19 protein-coding genes are annotated in these 18,055 nt (G+C 53.3%); 16 read left to right on the plus strand and 3 right to left on the minus strand.

Translation table 11 applies throughout. The features are described 5' to 3' along the window. The 3 genes from ABD971_RS26200 to ABD971_RS26210 form a co-directional block, all read left to right on the plus strand. The coding region (locus tag ABD971_RS26200; RefSeq protein ID WP_345326811.1) for a hypothetical protein at window positions 1-326 on the plus strand (326 nt) is incomplete at its 5' end. A 101-nt stretch (window positions 327-427) separates the two neighbouring features. Continuing rightward, on the plus strand, window positions 428-1,456 hold the full coding sequence (locus ABD971_RS26205; protein WP_345326812.1) for a helix-turn-helix transcriptional regulator: 1,029 nt from the start codon (window positions 428-430) through the stop codon (window positions 1,454-1,456). Window positions 1,457-2,424: 968 nt separating this feature from the next. Continuing rightward, the gene (locus tag ABD971_RS26210) at window positions 2,425-3,723 is read left to right on the plus strand and encodes an MBL fold metallo-hydrolase (RefSeq protein WP_345326813.1); all 1,299 of its coding nucleotides are present in this window, start codon (window positions 2,425-2,427) and stop codon (window positions 3,721-3,723) included. Between the two features lie 16 nt (window positions 3,724-3,739). On the opposite strand, the gene ABD971_RS26215 is transcribed toward ABD971_RS26210, so the two are convergent. Beyond that, the gene (locus tag ABD971_RS26215) at window positions 3,740-4,255 is read right to left on the minus strand and encodes a hypothetical protein (protein ID WP_345326814.1); all 516 of its coding nucleotides are present in this window, start codon (window positions 4,253-4,255) and stop codon (window positions 3,740-3,742) included. Window positions 4,256-4,378: 123 nt separating this feature from the next. Continuing rightward, complete coding sequence (locus ABD971_RS26220) at window positions 4,379-5,194, minus strand: hypothetical protein (protein WP_345326815.1); 816 nt, start codon at window positions 5,192-5,194, stop codon at window positions 4,379-4,381. Between the two features lie 377 nt (window positions 5,195-5,571). Between ABD971_RS26220 and ABD971_RS26225 the strand changes: the two genes are divergently transcribed. From ABD971_RS26225 to ABD971_RS26265, 9 genes are all read left to right on the plus strand, one after another. Further along, window positions 5,572-5,937 (plus strand): HTH domain-containing protein, encoded by a 366-nt coding sequence (locus tag ABD971_RS26225; protein WP_345326816.1) that lies wholly within the window; start codon window positions 5,572-5,574, stop codon window positions 5,935-5,937. A gap of 663 nt (window positions 5,938-6,600) precedes the next feature. Beyond that, window positions 6,601-8,349: a recombinase family protein gene (locus ABD971_RS26230; protein ID WP_345326817.1), complete on the plus strand. Its 1,749-nt coding sequence runs from the start codon at window positions 6,601-6,603 to the stop codon at window positions 8,347-8,349. A 994-nt stretch (window positions 8,350-9,343) separates the two neighbouring features. Then, entirely contained in the window at window positions 9,344-10,753 is a 1,410-nt protein-coding gene (locus ABD971_RS26235; protein WP_345326818.1) for a hypothetical protein, read from the plus strand. A 133-nt stretch (window positions 10,754-10,886) separates the two neighbouring features. Beyond that, complete coding sequence (locus ABD971_RS26240; protein WP_345326819.1) at window positions 10,887-11,228, plus strand: hypothetical protein; 342 nt, start codon at window positions 10,887-10,889, stop codon at window positions 11,226-11,228. A 436-nt stretch (window positions 11,229-11,664) separates the two neighbouring features. After that, window positions 11,665-11,940, plus strand: coding sequence for a hypothetical protein (locus tag ABD971_RS26245; protein ID WP_345326820.1), 276 nt, complete (start codon window positions 11,665-11,667; stop codon window positions 11,938-11,940). Then, window positions 11,933-12,136: a hypothetical protein gene (locus ABD971_RS26250; protein WP_345326821.1), complete on the plus strand. Its 204-nt coding sequence runs from the start codon at window positions 11,933-11,935 to the stop codon at window positions 12,134-12,136. The genes ABD971_RS26245 and ABD971_RS26250 overlap by 8 nt, the downstream gene beginning before the upstream one ends. Before the next feature lie 43 nt (window positions 12,137-12,179). Beyond that, the gene (locus ABD971_RS26255) at window positions 12,180-13,025 is read left to right on the plus strand and encodes a hypothetical protein (protein WP_345326822.1); all 846 of its coding nucleotides are present in this window, start codon (window positions 12,180-12,182) and stop codon (window positions 13,023-13,025) included. A 237-nt stretch (window positions 13,026-13,262) separates the two neighbouring features. Continuing rightward, complete coding sequence (locus tag ABD971_RS26260; protein ID WP_345326823.1) at window positions 13,263-13,454, plus strand: hypothetical protein; 192 nt, start codon at window positions 13,263-13,265, stop codon at window positions 13,452-13,454. Then, window positions 13,451-15,046, plus strand: a complete 1,596-nt coding sequence (locus ABD971_RS26265; protein WP_345326824.1) for an AP2 domain-containing protein — start codon at window positions 13,451-13,453, stop codon at window positions 15,044-15,046. The genes ABD971_RS26260 and ABD971_RS26265 overlap by 4 nt, the downstream gene beginning before the upstream one ends. Before the next feature lie 8 nt (window positions 15,047-15,054). Here ABD971_RS26265 and ABD971_RS26270 read toward each other — a convergent pair whose 3' ends face one another. Next, window positions 15,055-15,396 carry a hypothetical protein gene (locus ABD971_RS26270; RefSeq protein ID WP_345326825.1) on the minus strand — a complete coding sequence of 114 codons (342 nt, stop codon included), beginning with the start codon at window positions 15,394-15,396 and terminating at the stop codon, window positions 15,055-15,057. Between the two features lie 237 nt (window positions 15,397-15,633). Here ABD971_RS26270 and ABD971_RS26275 point away from each other — a divergent pair, with 237 nt between their 5' ends. From ABD971_RS26275 to ABD971_RS26290, 4 genes are all read left to right on the plus strand, one after another. Beyond that, entirely contained in the window at window positions 15,634-16,755 is a 1,122-nt protein-coding gene (locus ABD971_RS26275) for a hypothetical protein (protein WP_345326826.1), read from the plus strand. Window positions 16,756-16,799: 44 nt separating this feature from the next. Then, window positions 16,800-17,132 (plus strand): hypothetical protein, encoded by a 333-nt coding sequence (locus tag ABD971_RS26280; RefSeq protein WP_345326827.1) that lies wholly within the window; start codon window positions 16,800-16,802, stop codon window positions 17,130-17,132. Then, on the plus strand, window positions 17,129-17,407 hold the full coding sequence (locus ABD971_RS26285) for a hypothetical protein (RefSeq protein WP_345326828.1): 279 nt from the start codon (window positions 17,129-17,131) through the stop codon (window positions 17,405-17,407). Before ABD971_RS26280 ends, ABD971_RS26285 begins: the two co-directional genes overlap by 4 nt. Before the next feature lie 345 nt (window positions 17,408-17,752). Beyond that, complete coding sequence (locus ABD971_RS26290) at window positions 17,753-18,055, plus strand: hypothetical protein (protein ID WP_345326829.1); 303 nt, start codon at window positions 17,753-17,755, stop codon at window positions 18,053-18,055.

Below are 18,055 nucleotides of genomic sequence, written 5' to 3' on the forward strand. Positions count from 1 at the left end.
TTGACTCAGGTAAGAGACGATTCGGACTGATCCTGGTTTCACCAAAACCCGGGCATCCGCTTGTGGATCAATACCGAGACCGAATCCATTTACTCCGATCTATTCCAAGAGGAAGCGAACTGATTGACCTCCCTGAGAGTCCCATCATCGGAGCATCAAGCTACCGTGGCATTAGCCAGGTGCTAGCCAAGAATTCTCGCTTCATGTCAGTCATTGAGCGAAAAATTGCGACACAACTCGGAGGATATCTGGATTTGAAATCACAACAAATCCGAGAAAAATCACGTGGTTTCAAGAGAGAATCTGCCAGCTTAGATTTCGCCTGAAATTTGAAGTCGTGCCCCACCTCTGGCAGCCTTTTGCTTTCCAATTGGCAACGCGGAAGACGAATGTCTCCAATTATGAAGATCTCCTTTGAAAGACGGGAATGACAAAGAAGTTAGGACCAAAGAAAAATATCCCCGAACGCCCCGATGCGGATCGAAGGGTTCGGCAAAGTCTCCGCATCGCAAGGGTTCTTCATGTCCTAAACCTGATTCAGTCGCGAGGACGCTGGAATGTTGCTGCCATCGCCAAGGAACTGGACTGCTCTGCTCGCACAGTACATCGTGACCTGAACGTATTGGAGTTTTGTGGGGTTCCGTTCTACTTCAGCGAAGAGGAGCAATGCTATCGAGTTCGATCAGACTTTCGGTTCCCAACCCTGATGCTCAATAGCGAAGAAGCACTGGGTCAAGCGATTGCGACTTCCATAACCAAGACGCCTGGATTGAACATTGGTTTGGGAGCCGGTCCCACGACCACTCGACTAGCATCAGCATCAAATGATGAAATCAAACAGACAATCGCTGATGCGATGAGTCTGATTGAAGTCTTCGACTTGAAGTTGGTCGACCATAGCCGACATGGCGAAATTCTGAAGACCGTCCAACTGGCGTTGCTGGGTGCAAATCAGGTCACCGGGGTGTACTTGTCACCTTATGAAGAGTCGCCCGTCAAGCTGACACTGCATCCCTATCGGCTTTGCTTAGTGAAGCAGGCTTGGTACGTGATTGGACACATTGACGGAGAGACGGAAGCAAAGACCTTCCGAGCGGCAAGATTCAAGAGCCTGCGACAGACCGAAGCAATGGCTCAGCGTCCTGAAAAGTTTGATCTGCGAAAGCACTTTGGCAATGCTTGGTCCGTATACCGAGGGGCAGTGAGCTACGACGTTGAACTTCGGTTCGATGCTTCCGTTGCTCGCACGGTCGTGGAAACCAATTGGCACCATACCCAAACCGAGAAGCAACATCGCGACGGCAGTGTGACACTAAAGTTTACCGTCGATGGGTTAGAAGAAATCCAACGTTGGATTCTCGGATGGACCGGGGATGTGAAAATTGTGAGCCCAGCGGAGTTGAGAGTGGCAATCATCGAAAGGTTGCGAAAAGGAATCGACGCAAATTCAAAGTGAATCGGAACCGAATGATCAAGTTGGCCTTGTCATTGGGGTAGATAGTTCAGCAGACACCTTCAATTTATGGCAAACGCGATGGAAGATCGTTTACCTCTGAGAACCGAAGAGGTCGTTTTCGTAACTCGGATCATGTTTGAAACTCTCTTTTTCGACGAACCTATAGACAAGTCCGCTGAAAGATGTTTTCGGGAACTCGGGCTTCAAAACGGTGCAATCGAGAATTTCCATCGTGTGATGGGAGTCTGCCAATTAGAAATCTTGCCAAAGATCTATGAAGGACACGAACCACCTTCAGTTCGAGATTGCCCATGGAAGAACCAGAGGGCTTTCCTAGCACGGGATACCGAACTGCGAGTCTGGCTCAAGTCCCACGGGGTCGAGCCAGCCGAGATCGAACCGTTTATCCGAGAGACGTTGCAGAATTGATCTATAGCTTAGATGCCATCCTTCCTTTTACGAGGCCATCGCCATGATGGGCTGTGCACTTTTACTGCTCTACCTGATCTTCATGTTCTGGTTAAGCTGCTTCGTGGGCATGCTAGGGGTGGGGCTGGACACTTTAATTCAAGGAGAACACCCAATTCCGGTCTGTGGTGGAATCGCGTTTCTGTTGAGTCTCTATCTGTTCTGCTTCAAGACGATCCCCGGTCGGCAGGGATGAACTACCAAAGGAAATTCCTCAAAACCTTGCACCGCTGACCCAACCGTGACTGTGGCCTCTGATAGTGTGGACCAAGACTCCCGGAGACAGGCTGTTCCCACCTAGGGAAGCTTGTTGGTGCAATCCCGTCAGCTGACAGACGTAGTGACACACTGATTTCAATCAGGCCGCCGCTACTAAACTGTCCAGACTGACAATCCAAGGGGTGACGGCCAGCGTCAAGCGAGAAACAACCACAGGTTCTCCGGGAGTCCTTTTCCAAAATCAAAATCATCAACGTCGAAACATTCGAGAAAACTCACCAATGCAATTGACCATCTTCCGGGGAAGCAAAGAAGTCGGCGGAAATTGCATTGAAGTTCAAAGCGGTAACACAAGAATAATCCTGGATGTTGGGATGCCGTTGTTCGATCAGCAGGGGCAGGCACACGACGGATTCACCTTGGGCCGGATGACGACTGTGGAGCTTGAAGCCAACGGCATCATCCCCAAAGTTCCTGGGCTTTTTTCTGGCGACCAATCGCCCGATGCCATTCTTCTTTCCCATGCTCACCTAGACCATGTTGGACTTCTGCGGCACACCAAGCATTCGATTCCCGTCTATGCCAGCAAGGGAACCAGCAAGATGATGCTGGCCGGGAGCGTGTACGCGAACCAACAACAACTTCCCAGAGATCGTTTCAAGGAGATCGAACCGAAGCAAACTGTCGTGATCGGTGACATGACGGTGACGGCATTCCCAGTCGACCATTCCATTCATGGTTGTCTAGCCTTTCTGATCGAAGCCGAGGGAAAACGCATTCTCTACACCGGAGATCTACGACTACACGGCAGACGACAAGATGACCACAAGCAAATTGTCACGGAACTCGGCGGCACCAAGCTGAATGCCCTGATCGTGGAAGGAACACACTTCGGTTTTGAAAACGGAAATGAAGTCACAGAGGATGGGCTGGAAGCGGAGATCATCCAACACGTCAAATCTGCTTCGAGTCTAGTCCTCGCTTCCTTCTCACCACAAAACATCGACCGGCTCCGGTCATTCATCCGTGCTTCTAGTGAAACGGGACGAACGTTCGTAGCAGACGCCTACACCGCCTTCGTTCTTCATTTGGTTGGTTCCGATGCCAAGTTAGAAAATCCGCTCAAAACTGGAAATGGGCGAGTCTATTTTCCAGATTCTTTGAAGGAGAAAATTCAGCGGCGGGGAACGAACCGAGCAAACGAACTATTCCGGGAGTCGGAAATTGACATGGCAGAAATCATGCAGGCACCGGAGAAATACGTGATGGTTTTTCGGTCAACAATGCTGAGTGACTTTGATGGTCGCATTCCCTCCAAAACGCTTTGCCTCTACTCAACTTGGCACGGTTACAGCCAGCGACTGGACTGGCAGGAAGTACAGAAGGCTCTGGATGGAGTCGCGGGCAAGATCACTCACGTTCACACCAGCGGCCACGCTCTATCGTCCGACCTTGTGGAGTTTACCCAGGCAATCGATGCAAGAACAATTATCCCGGTCCACAGTTTTGAACCGGAAGCGTTCAAAGAACATTTCAACAATGTGACCATTTCCACCGATGGGGAAACAATCGAGATCTAGCCGTCCATGATCGTTCTCAAAGAGACAGAGCAAGCCTGGTTTGCTCCCAGTCCTCAGGCAGCATTTGCTCATGCTCATCAAAGAAGAAGTTCGGATGAACACCTTTTAAGCAGAAGGCATCGGAGACCGTTGATTCGAGATTAGTTCTTGTCGGTTGATCACCACCATGAGCGACTCCCCATTGCCCAGTCCCCATCCGGACAACGCGACCACGTGGCAACCCATACGGGCAATTGCTAATTTGGGTGACAAGATCATTGACATTCAGGTGATGCAGGCACGAAAGGATGCGAACCACATCTTGCCAAACATCCACATGGCCGGCTTCCCCATCTTCATAAAAGGCGTTGGGGAAAACTAAGATTGACCATTGGTTGGCCTTGGAGGGAATCCAGTAGTAGGCGCCGGTGAACGGAAGGCCTCGTTTCAAAGCCAAATGATGTCGGTGTTTTTGATGGTCCGCCACCACAGCCGACTGAGTAGCCGGATCAATGCCTTCCCGCCAAACGCTTCGCCATTTCTTCTTCAGCAACAATGATCTCCCGGATTGTGAAAGCCATACCAATACCACAGCAGGCTGACATGGCTGGGACGCACCCTGTTCACGTCAGGTAAGAAATTATGAACAGCCGTACTTCAAACGTAATACTGACGATCATGAAAAGTAACAGAATCGTTGCTCAAGTGCGTCTTTTACCGCTTGCTGGTGATAGCCATCGTTGTGACGAGAGGGATCCCAGTGAAAACCAGCGGGAAATGCCTGGAAGCAAAACTGACTGACGCGCGGATACTCTGAATTTAGAAACTGGGCTGAATAAAGAACGACACCCCTCCGGATGGACGCTTCAAATTCCCTCAGCCAAGCGGACACCTTTTCAAACCGTTGGTAAAACTCTGTTGGCGCAAGAACATGAAGGCGAAGTTGCTTGGCATTGAGCAACTGATTCTCTGAGCCTGATGGCAGAACACGGTGGTGATTGATTTGGAAGAAGACGTTTGCGAGTCCGTAGTTCAGCACCTGGATCGCAGCAGAAAGTGGTGTATTCGCGGCAACCTTCAGTTCGATCAAGTCGACGAAATCGCCGTTGTGGCAGGCAAGATCCAAGGTTTTGCCACTCTTGTCGAGCAATCCTGAATCAACCGGTATTTGGTTGGCCCATTGGTCTCCCGTCACCTTGGCGATGGTCCGTTCTAGAAGCACTTCGGGCGAGCGATTTTTGTCATCGAAGATGACGTGCTTCGTGAATCGCCAATTCTCTTTTGAAGTGGTTGCCGGGCAGCCTGCAATTCCCCAATTTCGCATCATCTGTCCGAAGAGTTCACTGACTAGGTCGTGGCCGTTTGGCAGGTTTTCCTCGGTCATCCTCAACAGGGATGTTGCGGAAGCGTACCGTGGTGATTGTCCGACCCATTCGTCTGTGATGCCAAGATGTCGGTCAACAATTTCAGAGCAGCCATCAAATAACGACATCAAAGATTCCAATCAGCCAATTGGGTCACGAAGAACCCGCAATTACAGAGCGACGGTCCATTTCGAGGCGGATTGTGTCAGCCACAATCGCCAACGGTGGGTCAGTCTGTGAAAAACCGGAATTGTCAGTTCAAAGCTCGTGATGAAATCAGTTTTGTCAATGAATCACGGGCAATATTGAGAAGCCGTTTGCCAACTGCTGGTCATTCAGATTGACCCGGGGGAGTCGCAGGGGCCTGCGATGATCATCAACTTCCAAACTGCGAGTTGTGATCGACGGATCTGGGATGGCGAAGAAAGAAGACGAACCGAAGAAAATCAGGGAACGAAGTGACGCGGAAAGGCGGGCTCGTCAGTGCGCGCGGCTAGCCAACTTAATGAGGACGCTACATTTGATCTCGGGGCGAGGCCGATGGGATGCGAAGGCACTCGCCGAAGAGCTTGAATGTTCTCAACGAACCGTTCATCGAATGTTGGCAACTCTCAGTATGGCTGGTGTCCCCTGGCACTTCGACGAGAAGGTACGCGCCTATCGAGTCCGGGAGGGGTTTCGGTTTCCGCTTGTGGAGCAGCCGATCTTTGAGGAAAAGAAGATTGATGCACCTGCTAATGCACCCAGTGACTTTCAAGCAACTGCTACCGAACTGATCGAACACGGTGAAGCATTTGCTCGATCGCTTGATCGTTTTCTTGAAACGCTGCGATCCCAGGTCGAGACAGAGACCGACGAGCCGGATGACTGACCAAGCTAATTCACGGTCAACCGATAAAAAAATTTTTGTTTGTCGTGGAGTCGCCGCACCGTTTTCAGGACGTACAGGCGTAATAAGCCAACTGAGCGATTCTCGATCTTCCTTCAGGTCGACTTGCGTGGATGCAGTGCGTCATTGCTCGCTGGGGAAGTCTTGACCGAGGTCTTACATCCCCAAAAAATGCCTACGTCGGTTTGGAATGACGATCGACAGCCCCTGATGAGACCAGTAATCGATCGCTCGATGTTGAAGTGAAATACGATGTTCATCAGGGTAGATAGTCCATCCGCAACCAATGTCGGTTCGGAATTCTCAAAATAGAGCTAGAGAACATGGAAATGATAACCAAATCATCTCGATCGATGAGGCAAACGCCAGCAAGAGGACAGCTCTCTTGTCGCCTGCTGCCCGTCGTTCCGTTCGCGTTCCGAAGATCGCGATGGGATGGTTACAACCCGTGGGCAATTCATCAAGTCCAAAGCAGCGTCAGCGAGGTCAATGGAAATTGACAATGACGCCGAGCATTCAAAATTCTAACAACAAGGCGGGCGATTCGAACCGTTCAAAAGAGCGGATTGGTGTACTAGCGAAAGTTCTCGCAAAAACAGCGAACGCATCAATGGGGCAAAACGCTGAAGTTCAGGGAGAGACGAAATGAGCGAGTTTCCACATCGTCGAAAGAAGAAGCAATCCGCTCAACCAAAGCTGAAGAGCATCGCAAATCGTCGTCTGAGGATAGCAGCCTATCTGAGAGTTTCTACGTCAAAACAGGCCGAAGAAGGCGAGAGCCTGGCTGCGCAAAAGGCCCAGATCAACCAGTTCATTCGCTCGGGCGGTTTTGACGTTGAAAGCATCGACTACTTCGTGGACGAGGGACGCAGCGGAAAAGACCAGAACCGTCCTGAACTTCAGCGATTGCGTGAACGAGTGGCTTCAGGATTCGTGGATCTGGTGTTATGCAAACATCTCGATCGACTGTCTCGGTCAGTCCACGACGGCAACGACCTGATCGACTTTTTCACTTCACATGGCATCAGCTTCATGACGCTGGATGGAAATGGAAATCATCAGTCTATGGATCGAGAGATCATGACAAACATGCACCTGAGTTTCGCTCAGCACGAAAGACGCATGATTCAAACACGGACGAAGACAGCTATGGACCATATCGCCTCTGAAGGCTGCTGGCCTGGCAAGGCTCCCTTCGGTTACGTGAAAGCTAGTGACGGATCAAGAAAGCTAACAATCGATTCTGAGTCCAGCGAAATAGTTAAACGTCAATTCTTCGATGCCTATGAGGATCTCGGTTCACTTCGGGCACTGCAGCGTCAACTTGCGTCCCTCGGAATACGACCACCAGTCGCGCAGTCGGGCAAGCGACGGGGAGGGCAAAGCGGCTATTCAATTGAACAACTTCGTCGATTGTTGACGAATCCTGCCTATGTTGGTCACGTCGATTGGGGAGATGTGTTTGTTGAAAACGCTCATCCCGCGATCATCAGCGAACAGCAGTTTGCACGGGTCCAGGCAAAACTTTGCCGGGCCCGAAAGACCAGAACGAATCCCAAACACACTCATCGAAAGTACGTGTACCGACTCGCGGGGCTAGTGGTTTGTGGATGCGGTGCGAAGATGGCCCCAAAGGCGTCTCGATCGAAGGGTATTGAATACCCGTACTACGTCTGCACTAACCAAGTTCACTTTCGAGGTACCACGAAATGCAACGCCCCTCAGATGCCGGCCAGAGCTCTTGACGAGGAAACGATCGACAGATTGCGATCCATGAACCTGAATGTGGAGGATCGGCAGCGAATCCGTGAAGAGGCATTCCGCCAACTCGATGACGACAGCCAGAAAGTGCGTGCTGAAATGGATGCAGTTCGAAAGCGGCTAACTACTGTAACTACCGAGATTGGAAATCTTGTGGATGTCGTTGCTCGGTTGGGAGCAACCTGTTTGCAGAGCATCCAGGAAAAGCTGACCAATCTTGAGGCGGAACAGTCGGCACTTCGTGACAAGCTCGATAAACTCGCTAAAGCGGCAGAGCCGGTCAATCAAGTCACCGATGCCGCACACCAGTTCGTGGAAAATTGGACAGATGTCGGAGACCTCCTTCAGGCTGCGGAGCCAGCTGAACAAAAGGAGATTATTCGCTGCTACGTGGCTGCGTTGGAGCTTCGGTTCCATGACAAGGAAAAGAAGCGAGCGGATTACACGCTGCATCTCTACCCTGAGTTGGGAGGCCTCAATCAGCGGCCTCTTGCAGTGGGGCCAGAAGGCCCAGAATCGCCAGCTCCGTTAACCACTGACGCAAAGTTGCGTCGAGTGGTGGAAAAGGCTCCCCCGACAGGACTCGAACCTGTGACAAGCGGATTAACAGGGGGCTTTTTTTCCCATTGCTAAAAGGTGGTCTTTGCGAAAAAGACCCGTCAGTCACGACGTTTTTCAACATATCGATGTGCAAACAGTTTTGCAAGTAATGGCGGGTTATTCGGTATTCGATACCGGGAAACTGCCAAAAAGAGGGGGTTATCCGGTATCTGTACCGGAAAACCAGAAGCCACTCTGCTTGGTCACAATCGCTTTTCGGCGCAGTTTCGAAAACCAATCAAGCAACAGGGAGATTCCTCCGGTGTAAGATTAACAAACGCATCCTGATGCAGCTTGCCTGCACCGTGATTGGCGTTCCAGACCGCAATGACCAAAAGGACGCGGCATAAAACACCGCGAAACAGCAGAATGGCAAAACGAAGACGCAATCAGTTTCTTGACCAGCAACTCAGAAGTTCAATGGAAGATATGGACATTGACCACCTGCAATTTACTGGGCAAGCGAATGACACTCGATCGGCGGCTCGGACTGGAGAGTGCATGCGATGCAACAACATAAGGCATCTATCTAATGGCACGTTCTGTGACGCGTGCCAAGAGTTGATTAATAGGAGTGAGTGAATAGATTTCTGGAATTTGTTCGCCCGAACGACTGTCCACCGCGATTCCCAGTGAGTCGCGTTTTTTTTTGCGCTATCGGCGAACGTGAGGTGGACACTTTGAACGCCGAAATAAACGGCAAAAGCGTCGTGTTTTGGGACGGTTCGTTGGCGCGTACCGCTAGACAGAAGAGCTAGCGTTGACGTGCCAGAAAAGCACGCGATACCCCGTCGAGGGCTGGATTGTGAGTGCCTGAGAGCACTAGGATGGCTTCAGCGGCCACGGGGGCCGTTAAAACAACAACCACTTACCAAAGAAAGAAAGCAGAGCGACCGCGGGCCAGTGATTTGATTGGCATCAGTATCTGGCCCGCGGCCGTATCCCATTGCTGATAGTATCGCGGCGATGACCCTCCTGGTCAAGCTGATACATGTCGACATGGGAGTCTCTGCAGCGGAGACCAACCATGACAGCGACCATCGACACAGCCGACGACATCGATCTTGGACCAGCCCATCCGCACGATGTCCCCTATCTGCGACTGTCCAGCGAGTGCGTCCGCGAGTGCGGCATCGGTCCGGCTATCACGCTGGCGGTTTATTTTTCAACCGGAGGTTCAAAATGGAACTTTCGCAGCATCGAGACTCTCGGATTGGTCGAGATCACGGGATTCGGCGGCGCGACCATCGATCGGCATTTGCGTAAGCTGATTGAGTCTGGGTGGATGGAAAAGGGATCGCGAAAGGGTACCGGCCGACGAACCCCAACGAGGCGACTTACACCGAAATTCCAGCGGCACGACAGAGACCTTAGCCTCGTGCTGCCCACATGGGCATTAGATAGCGGGCTATCCCTCTCTGCTCTCGTGCTAGTAGCAAAAATGTGGTCGGCCGTACGCGGCAAGACTCATGCTCGCGAGGGTATCGAGGAGGGAACCCGGCTGATTCGCGAGTCGATCGGCAGTCTGGCTACCGAGTACACCTGGCGAATCTCCACCTTGATGCAGGCGACTGGCATATCTCGCAAGTCGGTTAAAAATGCACGCCAGTCGCTGGTGGACGCTGGCGTCATCAATGGGGACGACAGTGACGACCGACCTGGATATATCTCGCTGGTGCCGGTAATCGATGTGACCGAGATGGGCGACCTGCTGATTGGTGGCCCTATGTGTAAAAAACGAGGTTTGGGTGTGTCAAAAATGAGGTTTGGGTCACGGGGGGTAAGTGTCAAAAATGAGGTTTGCTCTTACTCTAAAGATTTTACTTTTTCTTGCTCTAAAGAGAATGAACCTAATGCCATCACACGTGATGGTATCGAGATTTTGAATTTGATTAGGTCAAAGAAAGAAAAACAACAAACCAGAGTAGCCTCATCACAGACACGGACGGCGCCAACGCCAAAACAGAAAGCGCAACCCGCTGCCACGTCGGCCGATCCGGTGAGTCGCGTCTGGTTTGCCTATCCGGAGCGAATGCGCAAGAGTCGCGGGAGGGTCAAGGACGCGCTGAACGCATCAATCAGGTACCTCGTCCGCAGTCGTACCGTCACTATCGAGGAGGGCAGCGATCCAATCGACGTGTCGACACAGACGCTCGCTCTTGAGTTCGTGCTGTCGCGCCTCGAGGCATTCGCCAAGTCGAAGGAGGGTCGAAGCGGAGTAATCCCCGAGCCTGCCACGTGGCTAAAAAATATGCGATTCCTGGAGTCGGATGCTACGTGGAGGCACTGCATCCAGGATCCATGCATGCCTATCGATCGACGCGTGGAGGTGGAGTACTCGACGGGCGAGGGAGCCCTGCCACGGCGAATGCGAGAGCTACGGGAGGCCCGCGATGCAAGAGCCAAGGCAGCAGCAGCCGCCGAAGCCGCGGCGTAGTCGCCAGTGCATTTGCGAGTCATCGATACGGGAATCCCCGCATCGAGCGGCTCTATACGCTTTTTGCGACATGTATCGCTCGATTTTGTGCCTGTGTTGATAGGAAGATCCTTAATTAACACCGGAGAGCGAAATGAAAGAGTGCGAAACAAAGATTGGCTTGAACGAATTGAATCGAATTGCAGTCATCTGCAACGGATGTGGTACGACGGTTGAAATTAACGTCTCGCAATTCAACCTCGAATTCGCAAACTGCAATTGCCGAATCTGTCACGACACAAAGTTGTTTGGCGGCGACATCAAGAACGAAGCTTCTGAGATCCATAAGATGACTCGGTTTATGTCGCAGCTGAAAGATTTCGCTGACAAACCGCTCAAATTTGCAGACGTCAAGTTCGTTATCCGCGAGGAGAGCGAAGACCAGACGGCCGGGCAATCGAGTGACGCCAGTGACGCCAGTGACGCCAAAAGTTAGTGTGATTTCGACCCGAAAGTTTCGGGTGCTCAACTTGAACACCCGAAAATTAGCCATCTCGATTCGCTCGGCAATTAACGGTCTTTTTTAACGCTTACCTCCCGAGAGAGGGGGGCGTCGATTTTGGCCGAAAATCGGAAAAGCGGGCACCCGTGACGATGAATTTCGCGTCTGTTTTGGTTGATCAAGTGACGGTAATCATTCGCCAAAAAACAGCGGTATCACGAACCAAAAGTTTCGGGTGGTCAACTTGACCACCCGAAAACACATCCGCCTCGATTTAGCCCGCAATTTACGGTGTTTTCGCCAGTTTTTGGCTGCCGACGACTCGGTCAAAATCGGCCCAGAATCGGAAAAGTGGGCTCTCGCGACGGTGGATTTCGCGCCTTATCTGATGGATGATCCGGCTTTCACCACAGCCCCATGGAGAGAGCCCATGACGACGTCCCAAGCAGCACCAATACAGATCAACCTCGGGCGAGGCCGAGTCGCAATCGATCCATTCACCGACAGCGACGGTGCACACGGATTGATCTTCCGAGATTCGGGAGAGCCTCACGACATTGGCGAACCCACGGGTAGTGATCACGCGACAGATCACCAGCCAGAACCGGGCGAGATCTACCTTCGATGCGCGAATCGCGAATCAGCTCTGGTGCTGATGGAGCAGGTTTGCCGCGTGGTTGCATCGTTCACCCATGCCCATGATTGATCCGACCCCACCGAAAGACAATTACGGGCCATCGCCGATGATGTCGACCATCGAGATGATCCGCGAGGCCCAGCGATTGTATCGAGCAAGCGAGGCCCAGTACGCCAGCGGCGCGATCGTATCCAGCGGTTTCAATTACGGCTCAGCGCGAGCCGACGACGCGACGTTTCGCAAGCGATTGGGACCTTCGCGGTAGCGTGATCCTTTTTTTGCGTCTGGTCATCCGGCAAATTGGGGCCATGACAAACATCAAAATCATGGTACGGTCGTACCCCGGCGAGACCAACGCGTGGATGGTGCCCTTGTATCCTCCTGATGGCTTTTCCATCAAAGAGGAAGGCTACCCATTGACGGAGATCGGCCCCAGTGGCTCTACGTCCTATTGGGTTACAGTGCCCAGGGAGGACATCTTCCCCGGCTATTGGTCGGTGGCTCTTGGGTCCGCGGCCGGGTACCTGGGATCGCGAGTTGTTGTGATCGATGACGCCACGGATGACTACCCGATCGGGGCGCCAGATCATACAGAGGACAACGGGCTGTACCTCATCACCGCCACCGTGAAGGACGAAGACGGCAAATTGATCCAGGGCGCTCGAGTGGGCATCGCTGGGACGTCCTACAGCCGAGTGAGCAAAGTCGGTGGCGTGGCGATCATCCCGGCCAACAGCGGCACGTACTCGCTCGTGACGATTCCCCCGACGGGATTCGAAGTGCCGGATCCGGTTTCCGTTACCGTCGATGGAGACGATGCAGAGACCGATATCGTGCTTACTGCTACGACGTTGCCCGCTTCGACGGATCCAACCAAGTGCAAAGTGTCGCTTCGGGTGATCAGCATCACCGGCAGCGTGATCGTAGGCGCGAGAGTCACGACCCGACGCGCGAATTGCAAGACCATTGCCCAATCATCGCTCGTTCTCGATGGCGTTCACGATCCGACCACGACAAATGCAAACGGTATCGCGGTACTGGAGCTGGCCCGCGGCGTTACGATCGTGATCACGGTTCGTTTCGGCGACGAGGAGCAAGAGATCACCTACACGGTCCCCGATGCAGCCAGCGGCGACGCGACAGTGACGGTGTGATGCCGGATCATTGAATCCGGTCATCGCGTGGACCATATTAATCTCGAATCGATGATCACCTCTCATCGGTGTACGTGTTGGGGCCGCTGGCATCATCAGGTGTCAGCGGCTTTTTCTTGCGCCAACCGAAAAAGCGAAACGTTTTCGAGTCGGTTTTCACTCGATTTCATAACGGCAAACGAGCCCCGAACGGCCCCTCTCAATTGAAACGCGTCCTAAATCGATACAGATTCGGGCATGAGTGGATTACGAGGCAAACACCCGCCAGAAGTGGTGCAGAGAGTACGGGACCTTCTGAGGCTCGGTACCGAGGTGCAATCGATTGTCGATCGACTGCACGTGTCGAAGTCTTACGTGAAGTCGCAGCGGGCCATCTTGAAGAAAGAGGCCGAAGCGAAAGCGAAAGCCGAACAAGAGAGCCACGAATGACGCTCCAGATCACTCGCGTATACGAGTCTGTTGATCCGTCTTTGCTTCGAAAAATCAAGCTGGACGTCGGGTCCTCCAACATGCGACAGCTCGATGAGTTTCGTCGGGGGCCGGGTGAGGTTGTTCTTTCGAGCGCCAAGCAGAGTAAACCTTATCTGCGTTTGCAGTGGACTCTCGCCGAGCTGCGAGGCAAAGAGCACACGGCATTGGTCGACCGTGTTGATTCGTCGGGGTTCTCTACGTTTTCGTGGCACCGATCGCTGACCGAGGTCGGCCGCGATCGATCGTACGTTGGCAGCACGCTGGTGAACGGCGATATCGATGATCACGATGCTGAATCCGACTGGTCTAGCGATCTGCTGCCTGATCTGGAGCGTCCGGATGAGATTGATTACGAGGCCCGACGGGCGGTGTTCAGGGAGGGGCAACGGCAAGCAAGAGAGGACAATGCGAGGCTCCTACAGCAGGTCCAGGAAGAGAAAGAGCAACGACGTCGCGAGGAGGAAGAGCAACGAAAACGCCAAGCAGAGGAATCGAAAACCGAGCGTCAGAAAGCCAAGGAGGAGCATCGCCATGGAGTCGAGCAGCGAAAGCACGAACGACTTGCTCGTAAAGCTGAGAGGTTGCGTATAGCCGCATCCGAGCGAGTAAAACGCAAAGAGGAGCTTGCAGCCGAGCGTTTCGAAAAAGCAGCAAAGCGAAAGCGGGAGGACGATGCGTGGTTCGAGGCGGTTGGTCATCGGTCCGTTGGGTTCAGCGGGGTAAGCGCGAACCGCAAGGCCCGCCAATTCGTCGCGAGTTATCGCAGGGTGCATCTAGGTTCATTCGACGAACCAGAGGACGCAGCGAGGGCCTACGACGAGGCCGCAAGAGCGTCTGGGAAAATAAAAAAACTGAACTTCCCCACCGACGCTGAAGTCCAGGAACTCAATGACGAGGCTGCGAGAGCGTCTGGGAAAATAAAAAAACTGAACTTCCCTACCGACGCTGAAGTCCAGGAACTCAAAAATGAGCTGCGACCCAAACCTAAGCGAAAGACGACGTCGAGATTTCGAGGCGTTTGCTTAATCTCGCCATTAAAAACGCGATCAAAAAAGTTCGAAGCGAGCTTCGGACCAACGATTCTAGGGCGATTCTCCGACGAGCGTGATGCGGCCATCGCATATGACAACGCAGCGTTGGCAGCGGGGGCCTACCGCATCAATCATGCATCGATCGAGGACGAGGAGGAGCGTTTACGGCTCGTAGCGGCCGACAACGAGCGGTATGAGGCCGAACGGAAAGCAAAACGTGAGGAAAAACGAAGGCTCGACAAAGAGCTATATCAAAAGAACAAGCTCATCGCAGCCCAATACACCGGTGTGTTCGCTCGAACCACCGGCGGCAACTTCCAGTCGACCTACAAGGGGGACCACCTGGGCATTTTCGCAACGCCAGAGGAGGCAGCGAGAGCCTATGCCGATGCAGTGAGCGCGGACGGATCGCCGCAACCGAAAAAAAAAAGGAAAGTCGAACCGAAAGGGCAATCAGCGACATCCGTCGGACGGCCGACATCCGAGAAGCAAACCGGCACATCGCAGCGAAATTCATAGGCGTGATTTCAGCAGTGGCTGATGGCACTCCCCAGTTTGTGGCGAAGTTCCGAGGTCGCACATTGGGGACATTCAGCGATCCGTACGGTGCAGCGAGAGCGCATGATGATTTTGCGAGAGCGGCCGGGGCGTATCGACGGCTGAACTTTCCGAAAGCCGCCGATCGACATGCAGCCAACGACGCTGACGATGCTCAGGATCCATTGCCCAATGTTCATATGCCTGCCGATCAGCGTCAGCGATTGCAGCGTGAGTGGTACGAACGAAATCACCCCATCGCACAGCAGTACATCGGTGTCATTGCTCGACACGATCAGACCCGGTTCCGAGTGAATTACAAAAAAAAGCACATTGGCAATTTCGCCTCTGTGGAGGACGCAGCGAGGGCGTATGACGAGGCTGCGAGAGCATCTGGGCAGATAGAAAACCTTAACTTTCCGGCTCCCTGAGAGGCTTCAGGACGTCGTTCCGTTGAAATCGGCCCTTTTCAGCCGGATGATCGTGGAACGCAGCGAGCGACGCTACGTGCCACCATCGATTTGTAATCCCGGGTCGATGGTGGCTACTCCATACATTCGAGAGTATCCATGGCCTCCACACCTATCCGATTTGTCATTCCCACGCATGCAGGCCAGTCCGGTTTGACGCTGGAGCTGTTCGCGACCGATGGTGACACGATCGTAAACGGCGTCGGGGACACGTTGACCGAAACAGCAGCCGCGAACGGCGTGTTCGATGCGGTTGTGACAGAGGCATTGGCTGGAACGTATCGATACACGGTGGTCCAAGCGGGATCCGTGATCCAATACGGATGGATCGTTCTGGCAGACACGACTGCCCAGCATCTGGCTAATGATGTAGCCGCAATTTTCGAACGTCCCGGCGGCATGCTGGACGGCATTCGGAGCGTATTCGCAGGGATCTCTCTATTGAGTTCCTGGTTGCGTATCGCGATGAGAGGCGATGCAGGCAGCGCAACGGCACTTGCCGAGATCAACACCGGCGGTGGAACGTTTGACCCAACGGTTCATTCACTTGAGGCCGCGCACGAGTCACGAGAGGCTCTTGCCGACTCGCTTGGCATCCTCGGTGGCGTTGGGCTGATCAAGATCACAGTCACAGTTACGGGCACCGGCACGGGGCTGGGGATCGCCGGTGCCCGTGTGGCTGTGTCGGGCACATCAACAAGCGAAACGACCAACACAAACGGCATCGCAACGCTATACGTCAGCGATGAAGAGACCTATTCGATCATCGTATTGCCCCCCGGGATGTATTTGACTCCCAATCCGGTCGAGATCGAAGTCGATGGAGAGGACGTAGAGGTACCGATCAGTGTGGCATCGCCAGTAGCGGCGGAGCAGACCGACCCAAGCATCTGCGCTGTTCAATGCTTCATCAGGGATTCATCTGGCGTGCTGATCGAGGCCGCCGAAGTGAGTGCAACGTTGCTTCGAAAAGATCATGCAGCCGGTGGAACGGCCTACGGCGGGACAGTCACCGAAGCGACGACCGACGAAAACGGATTCTGCGAGTTGAAACTGCTTAGGCCAGACACGTTTCGAAACCCTTACAGCAAGGATGAGGACGGCGTTCTAGTCGGTGAGTATCGAATCGAAGCGTGGAAGGACGGTGAATTGATTTGGAGCAGACACGCGACCATGCCCGAGAAGTTAACCGCCACCCTTGATGAGATTGATTCGTGGTAGTGGCATTTTAAGTGAGAGAGCAGCCTATCTTGGAGAGCAAACCAATGGCGACAACGAGAGCAGAGTTGATCGAGTTATTAAGCGACCGGGACAACGAGATCGCGAGACTCAAAGAGGCCTTGAATACCGAGGAGAATAAGAGCCGAAGCTTCAAGCGGGACGCCGAAATGGAAGCCCGCAACAGCAAGGAAGCTCATTCGAAGCTTTATGTGGTCTGCCAAGTGATTACCGCATCGCTGCAAGTGAAGCACGGTGTGGGGTTGGTGCCCAAAACTGAATACTTCCAGGGTCGCGACGTCGAAACGGAGCAAGTCACTGAGGAAATCCGGTTGCTTCGGCACCTGCACGAACTCGCAAGCACGGACGCCCCATTTTGATCACCGGTACCAGCACGAACGACGCCGAATTCACGCCGATCGTTCATCTATCGCCCGAGGTTGCACGAGTAACCATCGATCCAGCGGAGCGGATGCAGGCCATCGCAGCGGCATATTGGATTACCGCATCGCCCCACGAGCATGTTTGGACGGCCGACGATCAACGATTGATGGCCCAGTACGTTCTTTGGGCCAACCAAAAACTCAGCGCCATCGAGCAAGTGGTGGCTGGAGACCTGTCCCATGCGGAGTGGGACGACGCAGACCCGAGTTAGAGAGAGCAATCAGATGGCGATTCACGAGAGTGAACTAGCGAATCAGCAGCAACCAGTAGCTATGCCGCATGGGAATGCGAGAGCACGTTATGTCCAGCACAAAAGCGGCTGTGTTTCGTGGGCCATATGTCTTGACGGCATCCGGTCAGTCAAATGTTCCCAGAAGAACCCTGCAGGCGGACCGCCACATCGCGATTGCGGGGAGATCCTTTATCAGGATGGATATGAGATGGAGGTCACGCTGGATTGTGCAAAGGCGGTTGCAGAGGCTCTTGTGAGCCACCAAGAGTAGGCGATGCGTCAGCAGAAGAAGAACGAATTACCCCATTTTAGAGAGCAAAAACGATGCAAAACGACCCAAAACCGATCGGACGCGTCCAATTCATGCCGATGGACGCAGCGGCCATTTACGCCACCCTGGCCCCATTAGTCACCGAAGCCCACGCATATCTCGAAAGCGGCAACGAAGTGGAGGGCATGAAAGCGTTAGCAAAGGCCCGTGAAGTGATCACGATCGCGTCCAACACGATGACCAGCATCCAATTCGTAGAAGAGCCAAGCGCCAGCGAAGGCAAAGAGGAGCGAGAGCCATCGACCGAGAAGGAAGCGAAGACGCAAACCAGTTACTTGGGCAAGATCAGAAAGTAG

The organism is Novipirellula rosea (assembly GCF_039541335.1).
Classification (GTDB): domain Bacteria; phylum Planctomycetota; class Planctomycetia; order Pirellulales; family Pirellulaceae; genus Novipirellula; species Novipirellula rosea.